We start from the raw sequence: 19,062 nt of genomic DNA, 5'->3' as shown, positions 1-19,062 counted from the left end.
ATTCAATATACGGAGTAATCCAATCCCAAAACAACTTGATTTCTTTATCGTAATTTTTAAAATTTGCTTGGGTATTTATATGCCATCTGTCACCATCAAGCTCAATTTCTGTGTACTTTTCGTTATTAAAATAAGCAGACGTGCAATTGAATTATACTTTTATGTCGATTTGCGAAAATGTGGGCACTTTTGTGTATTTCTCAGTGACACAATGTACCTACACAACTCCTCTTATTGCTGATATTTCGATACTCACTATGTAGGAGGATTTGTGTCACTGGACTGGGGATAAAATGGCAGCCAATCGATCAATGTATTCACTACATAAAAACCACATTCCATATTATACGATTCGTACAACACAAACTAAAACAGCCTTCTATTAGGTAGTAATAGGAGGCTGTTTTTAAACTACTAATTATTTGTATCCGGAATTTGCTTGAAAATCAAGTGGAGAGTTTCATTTCCTCTTACAAGGGTATAACTCAGCAATTTATATATCCGCTCTCAAGTTCATCAAGCCAATTGTTTACTAAGGCATTGAATATATTGGGCTGTTCTATTTGTAGATGATGTCCAGCCAAATCCAGCAATGAAAAAGCTCCGTTTGGATATTCATCCAATATACCCCATGCATCCTTGTATCCGACAATATGGTCATGACGACCAGTAATAATAAGTACAGGATACTCGTTTATCGTTGTATCAGTGTCCATTTCAAATGTGAACCCGTATCCATTGTTGCGGACTGGAGTTAAAAATGAGTGATCCGCTTTTCTTGAGGGTAAGAGAATTTCGCGATTAAACCTGACCCATTCCTCTTCTCCCTGAATAACGGACACGGCAGCAAATTCAGAGGCATCTTCCAGGGGGAGACGCGACAGCAATGAACTATCGGCCTTGATGACTCTTTTCTCCGGCAAGTTTCTTTCCGACGGTTCACTTACAATTACTGGTGCAATTAAGAGCATGCCACGTACATCTTTTTGAAGATAATGTGCAACACCCCGTGCAATAAGGCCGCCGTATGAATACCCGAAGATCAAAAAAGGTTCATCAGGAATTTGTAAAGTTATGAAGTCAAGAACCGCTTGCAGCATATCATCTGAATTACGAATGTTTGCTTGAGCTTTCGATGCTCCCATTCCTGGTAAATCGATGTAGATTCTTTTCCAGCCCTGCCGTTTCACAAAATTCGGCTCTAGGCAGCCAGACATTACGCTGTGATCCAAAGACCAGCCATGCAAAATAACTACCGGGAATCCTTCACCTACAATTTTGCAGTTAATGACAATAAAATACACAGCCCTTCCCGTTATTATTTGGATTACGACACTCCATCCATTAAGTCTACAGGCATAACTCTCGCTTGCCCAGATGAAACAGCTGCTCTAATCACAGCAACCCTCACTCTCGCGACGACTTCTCTGTCCAATACAGCAGGAACAATATTCACCGGGCTTAATTCTGCATCCGGAATGGCTGAAGCTATGGCATAGGCAGCAGCAAGCTTCATCTCTTCATTAATGGAGGAAGCCCGGCAGTCCAGGGCTCCACGGAAAATCCCGGGAAAAACAAGGGCATTGTTGATTTGATTGGGGTAGTCACTGCGTCCTGTAGCGAATACTTGAACATAAGGCAGAGCTTCCTCCGGTGCAATCTCCGGGTCCGGATTGGCCATGGCAAAGACGATGCTGCCGGGAGCCATATACTGCACATCGTAAGCCGTAAGAACCCCTCCTCTGGACACCCCGATAAATACATCCGCATCCCTGATAACTTCCTTGAGCAGCCCAGGAATGGCTTCCACTTCTGGCCGCTCCGCCAGCCATTGCCACATGGGCTGAGAATAACGGCCGCCTAGTACGATAGCTCCTTCCCGGTCCACGGGGACGAGTCTGGTGACACCGGCTCTTAGCAGCATTCGGCATATCGCCATTCCCGCCGCTCCGATACCGTTGACGACAACGCGAATTTGATCGATCTGCTTGCCTGCCACCTTCAGCGCATTGAACAATCCGGCAAGCACCACGATCGCAGTACCATGCTGATCATCATGAAACACAGGGATATCCAACAGATCAGCTAATCGGCGCTCTATTTCAAAACACCTTGGAGAGCTAATATCTTCTAAATTGATCCCGCCGAATATAGGACTGATTCTTTGAATCGTACGAATGATTTCCTCTGTATCGGTAGTGTCCAGACAGATCGGAAAAGCATCCACCCCAGCCAGTTGTTTAAACAGCATGGCTTTGCCTTCCATTACAGGAGCGGCTGCATATGGCCCAATATCCCCCAAGCCCAGCACGGAAGTTCCGTCTGAGATCACGGCAACGGTATTCTTCTTGATAGTTAATGTGTGGGCCTTATCCGGTTCCCTATGAATTGCAGAGCAGACTTCTGCAACACCGGGAGTATAGATTCTTGCCAAATCCACACTGTTGTGTACAGTCTGCTTAGGCTCTACTGATAATTTCCCCCCTTGATGAGCTGCGAATATTTGCTCGGACATGCTGAAGCTCATGGTCCCTAGAATCCCGTTGTCCTTCACTCTTTCCAACCCCTTCACACTCTTGATGGTCTCGATTTTCTCTGCTAGACCGCTCTGCTTGCTGCCGGCTGCACTTCCGGCGGAATCAGTGACTGGTATACCTCTCCGTCCAACTGTTCCTTCAGCTCAGATTTCGCAGCAGCAATCACTGCGGGATGCTGCAGCACATGTATAGCTGAAGCAGCCAGCACCTTGCCTGCCAGCAGCATGCCTTTATGGGCTGCAGAAGATTTGCCCTGTGTCACCAGCTGCCAGCTATGCGGCTGGGTGCCGTATGCACAGGTGGTCACATAGACCTGCCCTGTAGGCACAATCCAGCTGACATCCCCCACATCTGTCGAAGCATACACATATCCCTGCTCCTCTGAATACGGCTGAAGCTGCTCCGACAGAATCCTTCCGCCTCCGTTCCGCACTATGCGCTTTTCTTCCGCCGAGAAGCTGTCCTGAATCCCCCGGGCAAACCGCTGCTCATCTTCTGTAAAAGCCGCACCACCGAGTTCAGTGAAGCACTGGTGCATCACCCGGCTTAAGGTGAAATTAGGAATCAGATCTGCGGAGGCACCATCCACCTGATGTTCTACACGGGTTCCGGTCATCATGGCTGCGCCACTGGCGATATCGCATACCCGTTGGATCATTTCCTTCACCTGGCTCATTCTTGGAGCACGGAGCTTATACAATACCGAGGCTTTGGCCTGCACAACATTGGGCGAGTGTCCGCCGGCATCCGTAATGGCATAATGCAGCCTTGCCTCAGAAATCAAATGCTCTCTCAGATAGTTGGCTCCTGCATTCATAAGTCCGACAGCATCCAGTGCGCTGCGGCCCAGATGGGGACTTGCAGATGCGTGCGAGCTGTTGCCCCTGAAGGTGAACTGGATCTGGCAGGTGGCCAGCATTCTGCTGTTATATGCCAGATTCTCATCCCATGGATGCCAGGTAAAGGCTGCATCGACATCCTTGAACAATCCCGCCCGCGCCATATAGGCTTTACCGCCGCCTCCTTCTTCAGCAGGACAGCCGTAATAACGGATGGTTCCCGGCAGGCCGCTTCTCTCCAGATAATGCCGGACGGCAACCGCAGCGCCAAGCGAGCCTGCACCCAGCAGATTATGTCCGCAGCCATGTCCGTTTGCACCTTCTTGCAAAGGTTCTTTGAAGGTTACACCGGCAACCTGGCTCATCCCTGACAAGGCATCAAATTCACCAAGTATGGCGATTATAGGCGCCCCCTTGCCGTAAGTGCCCACAAAAGCCGTTTCTATCTCTCCCGCGCTTCGCTGAACACTGAAGCCCTCTTCTTCTAGTACCTTGCATAAGACCTCCGCTGAGCGGTGCTCCTGGTAACGTGTTTCGCAGAAGTCCCAGATTTGATCACTGGCCTCCGTGAGCTTCCCTTGCTTCTGGTCGATGATATCCGATATAAATTGATAATAATCCATAATCCTCACGTCACTTTCAGCTATATTCCAAACGTTCCTTACCGGCAATGCCGGGTTCGGTCATTTGGTAGGGATTGAGAATCAGATCCAGCTCCTCCTCCGACAGCACATTGTACAGAAGGCAGAGCTCGCGGACGGACTTCCCGGTGGCAATTGCTTCATTGGCGATTCTTGCCGCCGTTTCATAACCCAGATGCGGGTTGAGCGCTGTCATTATACCTACGCTCTGATCCACATAACTTCGGCAGCGTTCTTCATTAGCTTCAATTCCCTGCACACAGCGGGTGTTAAATACATCCAATGCCTGATTCATGATTGTTAAGGATTGGAGGAGATTGAATACAAGCACAGGCTCCATCACATTCAGCTCCAGCTGCCCGGCTGCTGAAGCCTGGCAGATCGTATGATCATTTCCCATGACCTGAAATGCCACCTGGTTAACCAGCTCGCACATCACCGGATTTACCTTGCCCGGCATAATTGAGGAACCCGGCTGCCGGGCGGGCAGCGTAATCTCACCCCATCCGGCCCGCGGGCCGGAGGCCATTAACCGCAGGTCATTGGCTACCTTTGACATATTGATCATGCAGATTTTCAGAGTAGCAGACACTTCAGTATAGGCATCCGTGTTCTGCGTAGCGTCTGGTAAGTGTCCCGCACGAATCAGCGGGAACCCGCTGATGTCCGCAAGCGATTCCACAGCTCTTACAATATATTGCGGGTCTGCGTTGAGACCCGTCCCCACAGCAGTCGCACCGAGATTCACTTCATATAGTAGCTCTTTCGTTCTGCTGATCCTCTGGATGTCCCGGCCCAGTACACTGGCATACGCCTGGAATTCTTGCCCCAGCCGGATCGGAACAGCGTCCTGCAGATGGGTGCGTCCCATTTTGATCACGTGATCGAACTGCGCTGCCTTCCTCTCGAACGCCGCATGCAGCCCGTGTAAAGTTCCAATTAGCTTCTCCAGCATGGAGAGAACCGCCAAGTGAATCGCTGTAGGAAAGCTGTCATTAGTTGACTGTGACATGTTGACATGAGAATTTGGGCTAACAACCCTATAATCACCTTTACGTCCACCGAGAAGCTCAATGGCCCGGTTCGCAATGACTTCATTCGCATTCATGTTAATGGAGGTTCCTGCTCCGCCTTGAATCGGATCAACGATGAACGAACCATGCCACTGTCCCGCTATAATCTCGCCTGCAGCCTGTATAATCACTTCGCCGAGTCTCGGCGTCAACTGCTTGAGCTCCATGTTCGCGGCTGCAGCCGCCTTTTTAACCATAGCCAGTGCAACAATCAATTCCCCGTGAATGCGGTAACCGGTAACCGGGAAGTTCTCCAGGGCGCGCACCGTCTGGATACCGTAATATACATCAAGCGGAACCTGTTTCTCTCCAAGAAAATCCCTTTCAATCCGAAATGCTTCCTCTGTCATTTCCTTGCCTCCTAGATTACTTGGGCGTTTGAGCTCTGCGGGTATGAAGCGTCATCGAGGTTCACTTCCCGCTATGGTTAGTCCGCAGTTCCATAGGACGGTACTGGGGCAACTATCCACAAGTGTGAGAAATGAACAAGAGTTATATCTCTCTATCTTCTTTTTTAGGGATCTTTGACTTTCGGCTGCCGGTTGATGCAATACAAGCTGAAGGCAATCAGCATTAGGCCGGCCAGTAGAAATCCGGTTAACGGCTCATTCAGCAGCAACGCACCAAGGGTTACGGAAACTATGGGGACAAGGAACAGGAAAGAGGATATCTTTTGAAGATTGCCGGCATTCACCAGGAAGAAATACAGCATCCAGGATACAGCAACTCCAAACACGCTCGCGTACAGGAGGCTTATTAAAAAAGAGCCGTTCCATACAATGCCGCTCCAAGTCTCAGTAATGGAACCGGCACCCGTCAGCACCACTCCTCCAATTAAGCACTGCATGGCCGCAAGCCACATGAAGTCTACCCGGCCGCTGACTCTCTTGACGTACACCGTGCCTACAGACCAGCTGATTGCTGTACCCAGGGCAAGAAGCAGCCCAACTGCAGATGCATTCCCGCTTAAGTTCTGGATACTTGCCACAGCAACACCGGCGAACCCCGCCAGAAATCCGGTCACCTTCAAGGCTGACATTTGGTCTCCTAACCACAGCCAGGCCAGCACACCAACCATAACCGGCTGTAAATATACAATCACTGCGAACATGCCGGAAGGCAGATAACGAAGCCCCATGATTTGTAGACCAAAAAATAAAATGACGTTCAAGACCGCAGAAAGAATATATATCTGCCAGTTGGCCTTCCACCTCAATGCGCTCCGTTTGTGAACCATCAGCAGAAACAGGATCGCCCCTCCCGCCAAGGTCCTTATACCTGTAAACAGCAGAGGTGGAGCATAATTCAGTGCAATTTTATATACCGGAAACGAAGCACCCCAGATCAAAATCAGCAGCATAACCAGCATAGCCGTACCGGCACGTGATACTTTCATTGTTCATTCCCCTTACTTGCTGTATCACCGCATTAACCTAAGGTTAGCGCTTAACAGGTCCTGGTGTTACGTCATCGGGGAAGGGGCATTTATAGGTTCTTCCGTTCAAGCGCAAGGCATGCTCCCGCTGGGCTTCAGCCAGAACCTCTGGCTGAAGGAACAGTTCAAGTGCGGTAGCGCCAATGACCTTTCCTGCCTGCAGCATCCCTTTATGCCCTATGGACATTCCGCCCTGACTGACCACCTGCCACGTATGGAAAGGGGTCCCCAGTGCAACTGAGGTGACTTCACATTGTACCGTAGGCACCTTCCAGCTGACGTCTCCGACATCTGTGGAGCCCCAGAGCATGGAGGTCTGCGGATCGTATTCTTCCACCCGGTCTGCCAGCGCCTTGCCGTGCAGCCCGGCCGGCACATTGAATGTCCGCTCCTGACTAGTCAATGTACTACGGATCGCTTCCGCAAACTGAAGCTCAGACTCATTATGAACCGGTCCGCCCAGCTGGACGAATTGCTCATACATCAGCTTCTCCAGCGTTTTGTTGACAATAAGCTCTGAGGAGCCGGAGTCGAATTGAATCTCAAGCTCTGTACCCGTCATAAGAGCAGCGCCCTTCGCCACATTGCATATCCGGTCATACAATTCTGCCAGATCTTCAGAACGTGGAGTGCGTAATTTGTACAGCACCTCCGCTTCCGCCTGAACTACATTGGGCGAGATGCCGCCGCTGTTGGTAATGGCATAATGCAGCCTGGCTTCAGGAATGATATGCTCCCGCAAATAGTTGCACCCCACATTCATCAATTCGACGGCATCCAGCGCACTACGGCCCAGATGAGGGGCCGCGGAAGCATGTGCACTGCGGCCCTTGAACTTAAAGTACACCTGGCAGGTTGCAAGAGAGGTATGATTGGTAACCTTGTTCCTTGCCTCCGGATGCCAGGTCAATGCAGCTTCAACATTCTCGAACAGGCCGTTTCTGGCCATCAGAGCTTTGCCGCCCCCGCCTTCCTCGGCCGGACAGCCATAGAAGCGTACCGTACCGGCAAGACCATACTGCTCCAGGCAGTGCCGGACGGCGATCGCTGCGGCAAGCGCGCCCGTACCGAGCAGGTTATGCCCGCAGCCATGGCCGTTGCCTCCCGGGACTACCGGATGATTCGCGTTCTCTCCACGGTGCTGGCTGAGCCCAAACAAGGCATCGTACTCTCCAAGAATAGCGATTACCGGCTTCCCGCTCCCGTAGCTGCCTACAACAGCAGTCCCGATATTGCCTGCGGCACGCTGGACCTCAAAGCCTTCCTGCTCCAGAATCTCCGCCATAAGTTCAGCGGACTGCTGCTCCTCATATCTGGTTTCGGCATACTCCCAGATCCGGTCACTTACAGAGATCAGCAGCTCCTGCTTCTGATCGATATACTCTTCTATAAATTTTAGCGTTTCCGCCTGTATTGGGGTCATCTATACCACTCCCATCAGATTGAATTTATCGTTTGATTGGACCGGGAACCACATCGTCTGAGATCGGACACAAGTAACTGCGGCCCGTAACCTGATGCCGGTGCTCCGCCTTAGCCTGTTCAAGCACTTCCGGCTGCAGGAACAGCTCCAGCGCTGTCAGTCCCATCAGCTTTCCGGCATGGAGCAGTGCCTTGTGAGCCGAAGACGAAGCTCCCTGGCTAACCACCTGCCAGGTATGCAGCGGTGTGCCTAGGGCCATGGAAGCGACATAACATTGCACCATCGGGATCTGCCAGCTGACATCGCCGAGATCGGAGGAGCCCATGACCAGGTGGTCCTGCGGGGAATAAGGCTCCAGCCGGTCTGACAGGGCCTTCCCTTCCAGACCGGAAGGAAGTCCATCCAGCTTATCCTGTTCGGTCAGCGTCGTGCGGATGCGGGAGGCGAATTCCAGCTCAGCCGCATCAAAGTCAGGAACACCGATCTCCTGGAATACCGCATAGGCTGCCCGCTCCAGTGTACGGTTCATGATTAGCTCAGAAGCGCCGGAGTCGGGACGGATCACAAGTTCAGTACCGGTCATCAGAGCCGCTCCCTCGGCGATTCTCACAATCCGCTCATACAAATCTGCCAGCTGCTCGGAGCGGGGAACACGCAGCTTGTACAGCACCTCTGCCTCTGCCTGCACAACGTTCGGTGAAATCCCGCCTGTGTTTGTAATCGCATAATGAATCCGGCAGTCAGACTCCATATGCTCCCGCAGATAGTTGACCCCCATGTTGGTCAGCTCCACACCATCCAGCGCACTTCTGCCCAGATGGGGGGCTGCCGCTGCATGGGCACTCCGCCCCTTAAACTGGAAGTATACCTGGCGTGTAGCAAGCAGCGTAGCGGAATTAATATAATTGGCTGGACCGGGATGCCAGGTAATAGCCGCGTCCACCCCTTCGAACAAGCCCCGTTTAACCATCAGCCCCTTGCCGCCCCCGCCTTCTTCGGCAGGGCAGCCGTAGAAGCGCACAGTGCCGGACAATCCTTGGTCCAACAGGTATTGTTCCACCCCGATGACTGCCGCAAGGGCCCCGCTGCCCAGCAGGTTATGCCCGCAGCCATGACCGTTTCCGCCTTCCACCACCGGCTGCTTGCTGGAAAGGCCCTTTTCCTGGCTGAGACCGAACAAAGCATCATATTCACCCAGGATACCGATCACCGGGGATCCGGTGCCGAAGCTGCCAATTACCGCGGTTGGTATTCCTCCAGCGGCTCTCTCTACTTCAAAGCCCTCCTGCTCCAGAATTTGCGCGAACAGTTCTGCGGAGCGCGCCTCTTCATAACGCGTTTCAGCAAATTCCCAGATCCGGTCGTTTATACTGGCCAGCAGCTCTCTTTTATGCTCAATCGTTCCGCTGATATGCTCAATAGCTTCAGATCTAATTTCAATGGTACCCATGGCCGTCACTCCTAACCCTCTTATAGTAGCTCTACCTTTCCGGTTCCACCTGCAATCCGGATGTTCGTACCCATCGGCTTGGACAGCCTCTGTAAATCCTGAAGCGCTGCATCACTTGAAGATAACTCAGGCCAGCCCCGTTGGTAACGCGGCAGGCCGAAGCCCATTTCAATGGGGTGCAGCGTAATTTCGATAATCCGGCCGTTCTCCATGGTCCAGCGGGGTAGGAAGGACTGCCAGATCCGCAGATTGGCGGCCATTCCCCGGGTATCATTCTGCCCCCTCTGATCAAACGCATCAGCAGTTCCGTGGGAACTGTCCAGGCCAAACTTTGTATAATAATCAGCGGGCAAATGCGCCACCGTCTCATTCTGAAAGATAAAGTTTCCCAGGCTGTAGAAGATCGGTCTCTCTTTGTACATCTCCATCCCGCATACCTTATGCGGGCCGTGACCAATAACTGCATGTGCGCCTGTATCAATACAGGCATGTGCGAACTCGCGCAGGAAATCGGCCGGCTCATCCAGGTGCGCGCCTTGCATTTCATGGGTATGGATACTGACCAGAACAACATCCGCTTGCCTAGCCGCTTCCGATACAGCCTTAAGAATCCGCTTCATATCGCCGGCATGCGCTGAAGTAGCCACACCTTCCTTCTCACCGGCTTCGAAAATATAGCTCCCGAAGGGAAGCTGTCCCTCCGGCAAGGCCACACGGTAGCCGCTCTCCACAGCATAATGGTATTCAGCATTGATGCCGGTAACCTCCGCAATGGCCCGCAGTTCCTCCAGCCGTCGTGCAGTGACCACTTGCCGTATTTCATGCCGTAGCGGGTTGACCCCCGGCCTGCCTATCATATCGGCACGCTGCTCTCCGGCGGGCCACGACTCGTGAAAAGAGGACGTAACCGCGATTAATGCCACCCTACCGGAGGGGGTATCCAAATATTTGGGCTCCCCCGCTCTCGCCAGATTCTCTCCGCATCCGGCATGGACGAAGCCGTAGGCATCCAAATATTTAGCCGTCGCTTCGAGTCCGCCGTAGGAATAATCCAGGCTGTGGTTATTGGCCCAGGCGACCAGATTGAAGCCGTATGCCTTAAGGTCCGCCAGCACCTCAGGCGGAGCAATCGCCCAGGTGCCTCCGCTCACCGCCCCCGGAAAGCCTTCATACCTGTGCGTAGTGACTTCTAGATTCGTGAAGCGCACATCTGCCGATTGGATCAATTCAGCCAGAACCGTATACTTTACTCCCTGATTCGCCAGCCTCCTTGTAATGAAGCTGTCTCCGGTGGCTATGAAAGAAATACTTCCCATCTTAATCCCTCCCTGGCTTAAAACAGCCTGCTAATGCAGATGACAGCTTACGAAATGTCCCTCGGTTACCTCTTTATTCAGAGGGGCTTCCGTCTTGCACCGGTCCATGACATAAGGGCAGCGGGTATGAAAAATGCAACCCGCAGGCGGGTTCAGCGGAGAAGGTAAATCCCCCTTGAGAATCACCCGCTCGCGGACCTCATTCGGCTTCGTGGCCGGTACCGCTGACAGCAGGGCCTGGGTATAAGGATGCAGCGGAGTCCTGATCAGCTTGTCTGTAGGAGCCTGCTCGACCATCTGCCCCAGGTACATCACGCCGATCCGGTCAGAGATATGCCGGACCACGCTGATATCATGGGCAATGAAGAGGAAGGTCAGCTTAAGCTCACGCTGAAGCTGCTGCATGAGATTGATGATCTGCGACTGAATGGATACATCCAGCGCAGAGACCGGTTCGTCGCAAATGATCAGCTTGGGATTCATGACCAGTGCGCGGGCCAGCCCGATACGCTGGCGCTGCCCTCCCGAGAATTCATGCGGATAACGGTAATATTGATCGGCATTCATGCCCACCTTCTGCAGAATTTCCATCACCTTGTCTGTACGCTCCCGCTTATTCCCCATCCGGTGGATAATCATCGGCTCCTCCAGCGTAGCGCCAATCCGCTTGCGCGGATTGAGTGAGGAATACGGGTCCTGGAATACCATCTGCAGCTGCTGGCGCATCGGCTTCATCTCCCGCTCCGAGAGTCCAAACAGATCCTTGTTCTGAAAAATTGCCTGGCCTTCCGTTGGTTCAGTCAGCCGGAGAATGGTGCGGCCCATAGTGCTTTTGCCGCAGCCGGATTCGCCTACAACACCGAATGTCTCACCCTCGTACATGTTGAAAGAAATGTCATTAACCGCCCTGACCTGCTGGAGGGTTGCCCCTAGAGGGCTTTTTACCGGGAAATATTTCTTGACGCCCTTTACCTCAAGCAAAGGGCGTCTTGGTTGTTGAACGGTCATTGTCATCCGCCTCCTTTACTTGATTTGCTCATAATGCCAGCATCGCACCTTCTGGCCGTTGTCCGCCTCGCTCAGCTCCGGCATCCTCGACAGACACAGCTCATCGGCGTAAGGACAACGCGCGGCAAACCGGCACCCCTTCGGTACATTATTTAATGAAGGCACTGAACCCTTGATGACGTGAAGCGGCAAGGAACGGTCCCCATCCATATGGGGAATAGACTGCATCAATCCCTTCGTATACGGATGAAGTGGAGTGTCGAAGAGATCCTGCACATCTGCCTCCTCCACGATCTGGCCCAGATACATGACTACCACCCGTTTGCAGGATTCAGCAACCACGCCCAGGTCGTGCGTGATGAGAATTACGCCCATGTTAAGCTCCCGGTTCAGCTCCATAATCATGTCCATAATCTGTGCCTGAATTGTTACATCCAGCGCCGTTGTCGGTTCGTCGGCGATCAGCAGCTTCGGGCGGCAGGCGAGTGCCATGGCAATCATCGCCCGTTGTCGCATGCCTCCCGACAGCTGGTGCGGATATTCGTCCACCCGTCTCTCCGGGGAAGGAATTCCGGTCAGCCGGAGCATCTGGACCGCACGCAGCCGGGCTTCCTTCTTGGATACCTGCTGATGGATGCGGACCGCTTCTGCGATTTGATACCCTATCGTGTAGACCGGATTCAGTGAACTGAGCGGGTCCTGAAAGATCATGGCGATATCATTGCCGCGGATATCCTCCATCCCGCCAAGGGATTCCTTCAGCAGGTTCCTGCCCTCAAACAGCACCTCGCCTTCATAGCTGGCTGTGTATTTCTCGTCGAACAAGCGGAGAATGGATTGTGAGGTTACACTTTTTCCGCAGCCGGATTCACCTACAATGCCAACAATTTCACCTTCATTGACATGGAATGTTATTCCGTCAACTGCCGTTACCCTGCCTCGTTCTGTCTTGAAATGCGTTTTGAGCTCTTTGACCTCCAGCAGCAGCTGATTGTTCATGAATAGCCTTCTCCTCTCCGTGTTTTATTTTTTTACATTCTGCGTATGAGGGTCCAGCAGGTCACGCAGCCCGTCGCCGAACAGATTCAGCGAAAGCACGGACAGTACCATTGTTAAGCCGGGAAACACCGTCATCCACCACGCCTTCATGATGACCAGCTTGCCGTCATACAGAATATTGCCCCAGCTGGGCGAAGGCGCCGGAATTCCTGTACCCAGGAAGCTGAGTGAAGCTTCCACGATGATCGCTTCGGCAAAAATAAAAGTGGATTGTACAATCAGCGGAGATAGCGTATTCGGTGCGATATGCATCCATAATATCCGGCTGCCGGAAGCCCCTTGTGCCTTCATGGCTTCAATATAGGTCTGCTCCCGGACGACAATCGCCGAAGATCGGACAGCCCGGGCTACTGCTGGAGTAAAGACAATGCTGAGCGCAATAATGACATTGGTGACATTGGCTCCGAGCGCGGCCATCAGTGCGATGGAGAGCAGAATACCCGGGAAAGCCATAAGCCCGTCGCAGATTCGCATTAGAATATTGTCCAGGAACCGGTAGTAGCTGGCGTACAGGCCAATCACAAGCCCCATGGCTGAAGTGGCAAGTGCAACGGCAAATCCTACCCCCATGGATACCTGGGCACCGTAAAGTGTCCGGCTGAATATATCGCGTCCAAAGTTATCCGTGCCGAACCAATGGTTCGTATCCGGCGCCTTCAAGCGGTCTGCAACAGTCATTTCATAAGGGTCATACTTGGTGATGTATGGAGCCGCAATTGCGGCAATGACTAGAATCAGGACAATAATAGATCCGAACACCATAGATTTATTCGCAAGCAGCCTCCTCATCATCAGGCTCCGGTGCTGTTTTTTCATATGGACTTTCACAGTTTGCAGATTCATATTCTCAATTGCGTCCATTTCATGCCCTCCTTGCTTAGCCATTTAACCGGACTCTTGGATCTATGACGCTGTATAGCAGATCCACCAGCAGGTTGATAAATACAAAAGCTACGGTAATAAATAACACAGCTCCCTGGATGACAGAATAATCACGACGCTGGACAGAGTTGACGATCAGCTGGCCGACTCCAGGGATATTGAAGATGGTTTCGAGAACCGCAGCCCCCGCAACCAGCCCAGCAAAGGTCTGACCGATGACTGTCAATACGGGCAGGAATGCATTTCTCAGGGCATGGCGGTAGATCACGCCTCTTTCCTTGACCCCCTTGGACCGGGCTGTCTTGATATAGTTGGCATTCAGCACCTCCAGCATCGAGGAACGGGTCATCCGGGCAATAAGCGCAGCTGTAATCGTGCCGAGCGCAGTAGCGGGAATGATTAAATACCTGAAATGCGTCCATAACCCGTCACTCAGCGGCCTGTATCCGGCAACCGGCAGCCATTTCAGATTGACTGTAAAGATCAGCACCAGGAACAGGCTAAGTAGAAAGTTTGGGATCGACAACCCAAGCAGTGACAGACTCATTAAGGACTGGTCTGTTGCTGTACCCCGTTTCCGTGCAGAGATAATACCGATTGGAATCGCTATAACAACTGCAATCAATTGAGCAATAATTGCTAATGAAAGCGTTGGTCCAAGGCGGTCAAAAATCGCTTCCGTAACCGATTGCTGCATGAAATAGGAATAACCCAGATTACCTATCAGAGCATTGCCAATCCAGTGAAAGTACTGTTGGTAGAGCGGCAGATTCAGACCAAGCTGGTCGCGCAGGGCCGCCACTTCCTCCGGTGTTGCTTCGTCTCCCAGCATGACTGACGCCGGATCACCCGGCGTCAAATGAATAATCATGAATACGAGCAGCGAGACGATGAACAATACCGGCAGTACAGACAACAGGCGTTTAATCAAATATGCTTTCACTCCGTACCGCCTCCTTGACTGAAAATTACTTGTAGACCTTGGTATTCCACAGCACAATTCCTTCGAAATCGTGGTACCCTTCAACCTTCGAGGTTGTTGCTGTCAAGGTGTAGAGATCACCCAACTTAATGGTCGGCAGATAATCCCACACGGTCTGTTGAACATCTTTCCAGATCGCCTGCTCTTCCTCCTCTGATGCAGCGGCGTTCATCTTGCTGAGCCCTTCCGTAATGGCCGGGTCATTTGTCCAGCCGTAATAGTTCGGATTTAAAGCCGAGATTTGGGAGGGTGTTACTACGGAGGTATAACCGCCAAGATTCAAATCCCATTCAGCGGACTCGTTTAACTTCGCTACGAGCGTAGGCCAATCATACACAACCAGGTTAATATTCATCCCTGCTTTTTCAAGCTGATCTTTGATTACAACGGCCTGATCATAGATATAGCCATATTCACGGGTTGCCAGCAAGCGGATTTCTTCGCCATTGTAGCCTGCTTCCGCCAGAAGAGATTTGGCTTTCTCCGGGTCTTTCTGGTTGAAAAGGCCTGCTTCCGGTTCCACGTACCAGTCGCTCTGCTCCTTCAGCATGTACGATTGGTCAATGCGGTAGAACTCCGGAATGCCCGGATTCGCCATGAATATATCATCGATATTCAGCGCCGCATTTACGGCCTGGCGCATTTTCAAATCGGTAAACAGACCTTGCTTCTTATTGAAGTTCATGCTGATGTTCGTTGTCATTACCTGGGTTGTATTCAGGCTGGAATCATCCTTGATGCTGTCATAGTTGTCGGCTCCAAGCTGACTGGCAACATCATACTCTCCCGACTGTAAGCCAATCATGCGGGTGGAGTCCTCAGAGACAAAGGAGAGGCGGATATCCTTAACTTCAGCCACCTTCTTGCCACCAAGTCCGTCTGCTTCCGTATCAAGCGGTTGATAATCATCGTTTCTGGTATATGAAATATATTGATCCTGTTTCCATTCTACGAACTTGTAAGGCCCGGTTCCGATGAATTCCTTAATACCGGAACTCGGGTCGGCACTCTTAATGACTTCAGCAGGCATAATAGCCGGAAATTGCTTGTAGGTTGCCATTACTAGCAACACATCCAGAGAAGGTTTATTTAATGTCAGGACAACGGTATAATCTCCATCCGTTGTGAATCTGCCATCTCCGATGATTCCTTGTGCAGCTGTTGATAAGGTAATCCAGCGATTCATGGAGGCTACAACATCTGAGGAAGTCATCTCTTTCCCGTTATGAAAGTGAATACCCTCGCGCAGCTGGAAGGTGTACACGAGACCGTCTTCACTCTTGTCCCAACTTTCCGAAAGCATTGGGACCACCTGATACTTAGAATTCAAGGTGAGGAGTGTTTCAAAGATTGGACGAGCAGCATCCTTGGTTGCACCACCTGTAACCATCTGCGGGTCCAGCGTGGACGGCTGAGTCGGATAAGCGATTCTTAATTCATCACTTAGCGCTGCACCGCCGCTATTGCTTTCCGAATTGCCGGTTGCTGTACCGGAACCGGAATTCGAACCGGAAGAACTGCAGCCATACAGAAACATCATTACCGCCATAATCATCAGCAGCATCGTACCCTTTTTCATTGAAACGCCCCCTTTAATAATGTTTAATGATATGTCAGAAAATCTATCATAAAAACAAATTTACTCTGACTTGTCTTCATTCTATAGATTTATCGACAATTTTCTATGTTTAAAACCTCTATTTTAGTATAGAATATATGTATGTTACCTCTATAATCTCGATTTTAATGTCATGTATTCTAACGCAATAGTGAGGAGATGTCGAATTGAATCCAAAAGTAAACCCTGTCATTTCCAGCAAGCTGCTGTTCAGCAGCAGTGAATTCAGAAATATTATTGAAGGTATCCGGACACTCACCTCAACACTTAACTACGATGAGTTGTTGAACAGAATCCTAGAAATTGCTTTGACAGTCATTCCCCTCAGCACAAGCGGAATCTTCCGCTTATTCGACGAGAAACGGCAATTGCTGATTCCACTGGCTTATGTGGGGAATATTGCAAGCTCGCTGCTGCATAATACACGCAGAGGTGAATCATTGTCGGGAAAGGTATTTGATGATGGGATTGCTAGGATTTACAATATGAACGATATGCTGGATGAACTGGAGCACCTGTCGCCGGAGAATCAGAACTTCCGTAATAAGCTGCTCACCGATGAACAATATATTGCCCGTTCCATGATTTCTGTTCCGGTTACCATACGGGGAGAACGAAGAGGGACATTAACGCTGCACCGGTTTGATGATGAGGGCTTGTTCACCGCCTATGATCTCGAATTACTGAAAGTATTTGCCGATCAGGTAGCTATCGCTGTGGAGAATGCAAAGCTGTATAGCGAAGTTCAGAATGTATTGCAGGAGGTTACGGAGCTGAGCGGCCAGATTCAGGAGAACAACCAGATTTTGCAGAAACGCCTGGAGGTTCATGAGGCCTTGACTGCTTTGTCTCTGAAGAACAAAGGTATACATGCCATTGTCAAAGAGCTGAACCGCATGATCAAAATGCCGGCGTCCTTCGTGGATATGCTCAACAAGCATTCCCATAACGGCAATTCTCAGCAGATACAGCTTGAATTTGATGATATTGCAGGGCTTTGGGATACCGAGGATCACGTACCGCTTACAATCAGCTTCCATGAACAGGAATTTTATCTGCATCCCGTTACTGTCGATAAGGTGCTGCTGGGGTGCATCATGGTCAGGCTTACCGGACCGATTGCCAGCATGGACATTGTGACTCTTGAGCAATCCAGCTCGCTGTTCGCCTTGGAGATGATCAAGAAACTCAGCCTCACTGACATTTACTATATGGAGACCAAAGAAATCTTCACTAAGTTGCTGCAGAACCAGAATGACGATGCGCTGATGGCCAAGGGAGTTGAATTAGGTCTTGATTTCTCCGGGTATATGTCGGTTTCTATACTGGAGATAACCGGTCAATTTGAGCTGTATCAGACAGAAATTAACATCCAGCGGCTTGTGTTCAAGCTGAACGAGACTTTTAATAGCACACCCCATATGGCGTTTGGACTTCATAATCAAGTAATCATGCTAACTTCCTTCCCCCATGCTGCAGATGCCGAATGGGTTAAACAATCCATGGAGCGTATGATTCAGGAGTGGCGGTTCAGTTCAAGCAAGTACGTGCTGAGTGCAGCAATGGGTACCCCTTACAAAGGCATAGTCAATATTGCCAAAAGCAATACGGAAGCTCAAAAAACCCTGCACTATATGTTCAGCAAGCAGCAATCTGGATGTATTCAATATAAGGATATAGGTATCAACCGGTTATTCCTTGGACAGGATGTCTCCGAGATCCACCAGTTTATCTCAGACATCCTTGGTCCTCTGGAAAGCACACCGGGTCATAGTAGCCAGTTGGAGCAAACCTTGCACATCTATATGTCTGAGGATAAAATTGCAATCAATACAGCAGCGGTGCTTGGTATTCACATCAATACGCTTTATCAGCGGCTCAAAAAAATCCAGCAAGTGCTGAACATACGCTTCGACAATAAAGACGATATGTTAAAAATTCAAATGGCTTATCATCTCAAAGATACCTTTAACCAAAAGCATTAGCACGGGACGAATAGAGTAATGAATATAACATCTTCAGCAATTACACAATGAATACAAAAAGAGACGTATTGGCAAGCACTGCTCCATTCGGATCAAGGCTTGCAATATACGTCTCAGGATCGCTTCACTACGTTACTCCTATTTTCATAAAACGGTTGCTCTTTAAGGCGCCAAGCCTCTAGTAAATGTCTTCACACTCTCCGCAATAAATGATTCAAGTGATATATGAGGGAAAAACCCGCCGTTATCCAGGTTGTTTAGGAAAGTCCCATAATTCATTGAAATGAAGGAGTACGCCTGAAGCTCTGGATTCGTATCAATTAGCTTCCCTTTTTCGAACATAACCTTAAAATAATTCGATAGTATCTCCATGAATTGTCTGGGGTGTTTGATTGTTCTTTCATGAAATCCCGGTAAATTGTCTATCTCTTTAATGCTGATCATAATCATTTTGCGGTTACGGTTCATGATTTCATGATAGGTTCGACTGATCAATAACAAGTCCGTCTGTAAATCCCAAATCAGTTTTTCATTAAATAGCTTTGTCATTTCTTCAGCATAATGAAAACGGTCAAATGCAGCTTCGAGCAGATTTTGTTTGCTGCCAAATTGCCGAAACAGTGTTTTTTCACTGAGTCCGGCTGTCGCAGCAATTTCCTGGGTAGTTACTCCTTTGTAGCCTTTGCTTGCGATTAAATCGATTGCTGCCAATAGCAATTTATCACTAGTGCTTAAAGTGCTGTTGTTGCGCAACTTTCCCACCTCATTTTGTAGCCAGTTCGTACCGACTGTCATTCCTCGCGATAATAGCCCT

At 50.3% G+C, this 19,062-nt stretch carries 14 protein-coding genes and 1 pseudogene; 1 reads left to right on the top strand and 14 read right to left on the bottom strand.

The window, feature by feature from the left end; translation table 11 throughout:
* Positions 1-485 precede the first annotated feature (485 nt).
* The 13 genes and pseudogenes from NST40_RS16040 to NST40_RS15980 all read right to left on the bottom strand — a co-directional run bounded on the left by NST40_RS16040 (position 486) and on the right by NST40_RS15980 (position 16,224).
* Positions 486-1,304 (bottom strand): alpha/beta hydrolase, encoded by an 819-nt coding sequence (locus tag NST40_RS16040; RefSeq protein WP_342409711.1) that lies wholly within the window; start codon positions 1,302-1,304, stop codon positions 486-488.
* Between the two features lie 23 nt (positions 1,305-1,327).
* Positions 1,328-2,518, bottom strand: a pseudogene (locus tag NST40_RS16035) (NADP-dependent malic enzyme); the annotation flags it as partial.
* An 80-nt stretch (positions 2,519-2,598) separates the two neighbouring features.
* A complete protein-coding gene (locus NST40_RS16030; RefSeq protein ID WP_076307877.1) occupies positions 2,599-3,999 on the bottom strand; it encodes a M20 family metallopeptidase in 1,401 nt (466 codons plus the stop codon).
* A 16-nt stretch (positions 4,000-4,015) separates the two neighbouring features.
* Entirely contained in the window at positions 4,016-5,440 is a 1,425-nt protein-coding gene (gene aspA / locus NST40_RS16025; RefSeq protein ID WP_341002743.1) for an aspartate ammonia-lyase, read from the bottom strand.
* Between the two features lie 164 nt (positions 5,441-5,604).
* A complete protein-coding gene (locus NST40_RS16020) occupies positions 5,605-6,486 on the bottom strand; it encodes a DMT family transporter (protein WP_341002742.1) in 882 nt (293 codons plus the stop codon).
* Positions 6,487-6,529: 43 nt separating this feature from the next.
* The gene (locus NST40_RS16015) at positions 6,530-7,948 is read right to left on the bottom strand and encodes a M20 family metallopeptidase (protein ID WP_341002740.1); all 1,419 of its coding nucleotides are present in this window, start codon (positions 7,946-7,948) and stop codon (positions 6,530-6,532) included.
* A 25-nt stretch (positions 7,949-7,973) separates the two neighbouring features.
* Complete coding sequence (locus NST40_RS16010; protein WP_342409710.1) at positions 7,974-9,398, bottom strand: amidohydrolase; 1,425 nt, start codon at positions 9,396-9,398, stop codon at positions 7,974-7,976.
* Positions 9,399-9,418: 20 nt separating this feature from the next.
* The gene (locus NST40_RS16005) at positions 9,419-10,714 is read right to left on the bottom strand and encodes a CapA family protein (protein ID WP_076217618.1); all 1,296 of its coding nucleotides are present in this window, start codon (positions 10,712-10,714) and stop codon (positions 9,419-9,421) included.
* Positions 10,715-10,744: 30 nt separating this feature from the next.
* Complete coding sequence (locus NST40_RS16000; RefSeq protein ID WP_076217619.1) at positions 10,745-11,728, bottom strand: dipeptide ABC transporter ATP-binding protein; 984 nt, start codon at positions 11,726-11,728, stop codon at positions 10,745-10,747.
* Positions 11,729-11,737: 9 nt separating this feature from the next.
* The gene (locus NST40_RS15995; protein ID WP_076217620.1) at positions 11,738-12,721 is read right to left on the bottom strand and encodes an ABC transporter ATP-binding protein; all 984 of its coding nucleotides are present in this window, start codon (positions 12,719-12,721) and stop codon (positions 11,738-11,740) included.
* 24 nt (positions 12,722-12,745) lie between these two features.
* Positions 12,746-13,642, bottom strand: coding sequence for an ABC transporter permease (locus NST40_RS15990; RefSeq protein ID WP_076279734.1), 897 nt, complete (start codon positions 13,640-13,642; stop codon positions 12,746-12,748).
* 16 nt (positions 13,643-13,658) lie between these two features.
* Positions 13,659-14,606: an ABC transporter permease gene (locus tag NST40_RS15985; protein ID WP_341002735.1), complete on the bottom strand. Its 948-nt coding sequence runs from the start codon at positions 14,604-14,606 to the stop codon at positions 13,659-13,661.
* A gap of 25 nt (positions 14,607-14,631) precedes the next feature.
* A complete protein-coding gene (locus NST40_RS15980) occupies positions 14,632-16,224 on the bottom strand; it encodes an ABC transporter substrate-binding protein (RefSeq protein WP_341002733.1) in 1,593 nt (530 codons plus the stop codon).
* A gap of 206 nt (positions 16,225-16,430) precedes the next feature.
* Between NST40_RS15980 and NST40_RS15975 the strand changes: the two genes are divergently transcribed.
* A complete protein-coding gene (locus tag NST40_RS15975) occupies positions 16,431-18,248 on the top strand; it encodes a GAF domain-containing protein (RefSeq protein WP_342409709.1) in 1,818 nt (605 codons plus the stop codon).
* 162 nt (positions 18,249-18,410) lie between these two features.
* Here NST40_RS15975 and NST40_RS15970 read toward each other — a convergent pair whose 3' ends face one another.
* Positions 18,411-19,001: a TetR/AcrR family transcriptional regulator gene (locus NST40_RS15970; RefSeq protein WP_254848813.1), complete on the bottom strand. Its 591-nt coding sequence runs from the start codon at positions 18,999-19,001 to the stop codon at positions 18,411-18,413.
* Positions 19,002-19,062: the final 61 nt, after the last annotated feature.

The organism is Paenibacillus sp. FSL R10-2778, assembly GCF_038593035.1.
Taxonomy (GTDB): Bacteria; Bacillota; Bacilli; order Paenibacillales; family Paenibacillaceae; genus Paenibacillus_AQ; species Paenibacillus_AQ odorifer.
The sequence above is the reverse complement of the archived record's forward strand: the minus strand, read 5'-3'. Positions and strand labels throughout refer to the sequence as shown.

What these genes read in the sequence shown, in the direction of transcription:
- NST40_RS15980 (WP_341002733.1), bottom strand. Translation starts at nt 16,224, where the DNA reads ATGAAAAAGGGTACGATGCTGCTGATGATTATGGCGGTAATGATGTTT.
- NST40_RS15990 (WP_076279734.1), bottom strand. Translation starts at nt 13,642, where the DNA reads ATGGACGCAATTGAGAATATGAATCTGCAAACTGTGAAAGTCCATATG.
- NST40_RS16030 (WP_076307877.1), bottom strand. Translation starts at nt 3,999, where the DNA reads ATGGATTATTATCAATTTATATCGGATATCATCGACCAGAAGCAAGGG.
- NST40_RS16000 (WP_076217619.1), bottom strand. Translation starts at nt 11,728, where the DNA reads ATGACAATGACCGTTCAACAACCAAGACGCCCTTTGCTTGAGGTAAAG.
- NST40_RS16005 (WP_076217618.1), bottom strand. Translation starts at nt 10,714, where the DNA reads ATGGGAAGTATTTCTTTCATAGCCACCGGAGACAGCTTCATTACAAGG.
- aspA (WP_341002743.1), bottom strand. Translation starts at nt 5,440, where the DNA reads ATGACAGAGGAAGCATTTCGGATTGAAAGGGATTTTCTTGGAGAGAAA.
- NST40_RS16020 (WP_341002742.1), bottom strand. Translation starts at nt 6,486, where the DNA reads ATGAAAGTATCACGTGCCGGTACGGCTATGCTGGTTATGCTGCTGATT.
- NST40_RS15995 (WP_076217620.1), bottom strand. Translation starts at nt 12,721, where the DNA reads ATGAACAATCAGCTGCTGCTGGAGGTCAAAGAGCTCAAAACGCATTTC.
- NST40_RS16015 (WP_341002740.1), bottom strand. Translation starts at nt 7,948, where the DNA reads ATGACCCCAATACAGGCGGAAACGCTAAAATTTATAGAAGAGTATATC.
- NST40_RS16010 (WP_342409710.1), bottom strand. Translation starts at nt 9,398, where the DNA reads ATGGGTACCATTGAAATTAGATCTGAAGCTATTGAGCATATCAGCGGA.